A 2,863-nucleotide genomic window follows, 5' to 3' on the forward strand; every position below is an offset into this window, starting at 1 on the left:
CGGGCCTGCCGTCCGCGTTGCGGGCCGCCCACTGGGCGGAGCGGGAGCCGGGGTGCCGGTCGGCGCCCAGCAGTCCGGGCCGCACGGGGGTGATGGACTCCAGCTGTCCCACGGCACGTTCGAAGGCCCGCTGGGTGGCCAGGTCGTCCATGTCCCCGATGTGGGCCGACAGCCAGGCGCGGCGCCCCTCGCCGAGGCAGAAGGTGTTCTTCAGGTCGCCGCCGACCGCGAGGGCGGGGCGCACGGGCACGGGCAGGTCCAGGGGCAGGGGCGCGTATCCGCGGGCCCGGCGTACGACGAGGGGCTTCCCGTCGCAGACGCGCACCACGGAATCGTCGCACGGCACATGGATCGGCCGGTCGTGGGTGAGCCAGGCATCGGCCAGGTGCGCCAGCCGCTCCAGCGCCTCCCGGTCGTCGGTGACGATCGGCTCACCGGAGACGTTGCCGCTCGTCATGACGAGCAGCGGGGTGCCCTCGGGGTCGCCCGGCAGGCCGAACAGGAGGTGGTGCAGCGGGGTGTACGGCAGCATGATGCCGAGGTCGGGGCTGCCCGGTGCGACGGTGTCCGCGGGCCGGGGTCCGGCGGCGCCGGCGTCCGCGCGCCGGCGCAGCAGGACGATGGGGCGACGGGCACCCGTGAGGAGGCCGCGCTCCTCGGCGCCCAGCCGCACCAGGTGCTCGATGTCGTCGAGGCCGCGGGCCATGACGGCGAACGGCTTGTCGCCCCTGGACTTGCGGCGGCGCAGCAGTGCGACCGCGCCCGGGTCGGTGGCGTCGCAGGCGAGGTGGTAGCCGCCGAGGCCCTTCACGGCGAGGATCGCACCGCTCGCCAGCAGGGCGCGGGCCTCGGTGACCGGGTCACCCGCCGTGACCGGGGCCGGTGGGCCCTCGCACTCGGGTCCGCGTACGAGGAGCCGCAGGCGCGGTCCGCAGGCCGGGCAGGCGACCGGTTGCGCGTGGAAGCGCCGGTCGGCGGGGTCGGCGTACTCGCGGGCACAGCCGGGGCACATCGGGAAGCCGGCCATCGTGGTCTGCGCCCGGTCGTAGGGCAGACCGGTGACGATCGTGAACCGCGGGCCGCAGTGGGTGCAGTTGACGAAGGGGTGGCGGTGGCGCCGGTCGGCGGGGTCGGCCAGTTCGCGCAGGCACTCCGCACAGGTCGCCGTGTCCGGGGGGATCAGGGTGCGGGCGGGTCCTGCGGTGCGGGAGACGAGGATGGTGAACCCGGTGTCGCCGGTGGCGGGCACGTCCTGGTGGTCGACGGCGTCCACGCGGGCCAGGGGCGGCGCGTCGCACGCGATCCGCGCGCAGAACCGGTTGACCGCCTCGGGCCGGCCCTCGATCTCGAGGACCACTCCGTCGGGGGTGTTGGTCACGTGCCCGGACAGGTCCAGGGCGGTGGCGAGGGTGTGGACGTACGGCCGGAAGCCGACTCCCTGGACCACGCCGCGCACGGTGACCCGGCGGCGCAGGCGTGTCCGGCCTTCGGCTTCGGCTGTCGGGGGCAGGACGCTCACGACCGGGAGGGGACCGAGGCGTGGTCGTGGTGATGGTGGTGGAGGGGCTGACGGGCCATGACGGGGCTGTGCGGCGCGGTACCCGCCGCGGCCGCCAGGGCCCGGTCGAGCAGGGCGCCGAGGCCCCGGTCCGCGCGTACCGAGGTGAGCAGCACCTCGACGCCCGGGTTGACCCGCTCCACGTTGGCCCGGAAGGCGCCCTCGTCGAAGCCGACCGCCTCGGCGATGTCGGTCTTCGTGATCACCACGAGGTGGGCCAGGCCGAAGGCGGTGGGGTACTTCAGCGGCTTGTCCTCGCCCTCCGTGACCGAGGCCAGCACGACCCGGAGCGTCTCCCCGAGGTCGTAGGAGGCCGGACAGACGAGGTTGCCCACGTTCTCCACGAACAGCAGCCGGGTCGGGTCGGGCAGCCAGCCGTCCAGGTGGCGGGCGAGCATCCCGGCCTCCAGGTGGCACAGCCCGTCGGTGAGGACCTGCTTGACCGGGACGCCCGAACGCGCCAGCCGTGCCGCGTCGTTCTCGGTGGCGAGGTCCGCGGTGAGCGCCGCGACCGGAACGCATCGTTCGCGGGCCAGCGTCAGTTCGTGTTCCAGCAGGGCGGTCTTGCCGCTGCCGGGGCTGGAGAGCAGGTTGACGACCGTGGTGCCGCGGGCGGCCAGTCCGGTGCGCAGGGTGTGGGCGGACTGGTCGTTGCGGGCGAGGACCGCCTGTTGCAGATCGACCTCACGGCACATGGTTCAGCGCTCCTCGACGATCGGTTCGCGGGTGGGTGCGGGGGCCGTGCCGTCGTCCCATCGCACGCTGGTGACGCGCAGTTCGCGGCCCGACAGCAGGCCGGTGGTCCCGCCGCCACAGCGCGGGCAGGTCAGTGAGGGGGGCATGCCGACGGCCCATACGTGCGCGCAGGGCGTGCAGTGCGCCCGTCCCGGCACGGTGTCGGTGATCAGTTCGGCGCCCTCCAGCACGGTGCCGGCGCAGGCGAGTTCGAAGCAGAAGGACAGGGAGTCGGCGACCACTCCGGCGAGTTCGCCCACCTCGAGTCGCACCGAACGCACCGCGGTGACGTCGCCGGCCCGTTCGGCCGCCTCCTCCACCTGCCCGATCACCGCCAGCGCGATGGACATCTCGTGCATCGGTCTCCGTCCTGGCGCGCGGTGTGTGCGCCGGTCACCGGATCCCATTAGAGGCGCGGCGGTACGGGCGGGCGGCTCGGCACGCCGTCGCCGCCCGGGCACGTACGCCGTTCGCCGCAACGCTTGGCCGGGCGCACGGAGCCGTGCCTCACATCCGGCTGATCTTCAGGTAGCGCCTGAGGTCGGGCAGCGAGTGGACGTGGTGGGGCGC

Annotated in this window: 4 protein-coding genes; all 4 read right to left on the reverse strand. The window is 74.4% G+C overall.

Translation table 11 applies throughout. The annotated features are described in order from the left end of the window. Positions 1-1,519: carbamoyltransferase HypF (gene hypF / locus ACFW2E_RS44630; protein ID WP_384477256.1), on the reverse strand; the 1,519-nt coding region annotated here is incomplete at its 3' end. Beyond that, positions 1,516-2,253, reverse strand: coding sequence for a hydrogenase nickel incorporation protein HypB (gene hypB, locus ACFW2E_RS44635; protein WP_384477259.1), 738 nt, complete (start codon positions 2,251-2,253; stop codon positions 1,516-1,518). The genes hypB and hypF, both read right to left, overlap by 4 nt. A gap of 3 nt (positions 2,254-2,256) precedes the next feature. Then, on the reverse strand, positions 2,257-2,652 hold the full coding sequence (locus ACFW2E_RS44640) for a hydrogenase maturation nickel metallochaperone HypA (protein ID WP_384477262.1): 396 nt from the start codon (positions 2,650-2,652) through the stop codon (positions 2,257-2,259). 148 nt (positions 2,653-2,800) lie between these two features. Continuing rightward, positions 2,801-2,863, reverse strand: a 63-nt coding sequence (locus ACFW2E_RS44645; protein WP_384477265.1) for a DUF6893 family small protein, incomplete at its 5' end; no start/stop codon positions are given.

Origin of the sequence: Streptomyces sp. NPDC058964, assembly GCF_042741275.1 — a bacterium.
In the GTDB taxonomy this organism is placed as follows: Bacteria; Actinomycetota; Actinomycetes; order Streptomycetales; family Streptomycetaceae; genus Streptomyces.

Coding starts and splice junctions, on each gene's coding strand:
- ACFW2E_RS44640 (WP_384477262.1), bottom strand. CDS start 2,652: ATGCACGAGATGTCCATCGCGCTGGCGGTGATCGGGCAGGTGGAGGAG.
- hypB (WP_384477259.1), bottom strand. CDS start 2,253: ATGTGCCGTGAGGTCGATCTGCAACAGGCGGTCCTCGCCCGCAACGAC.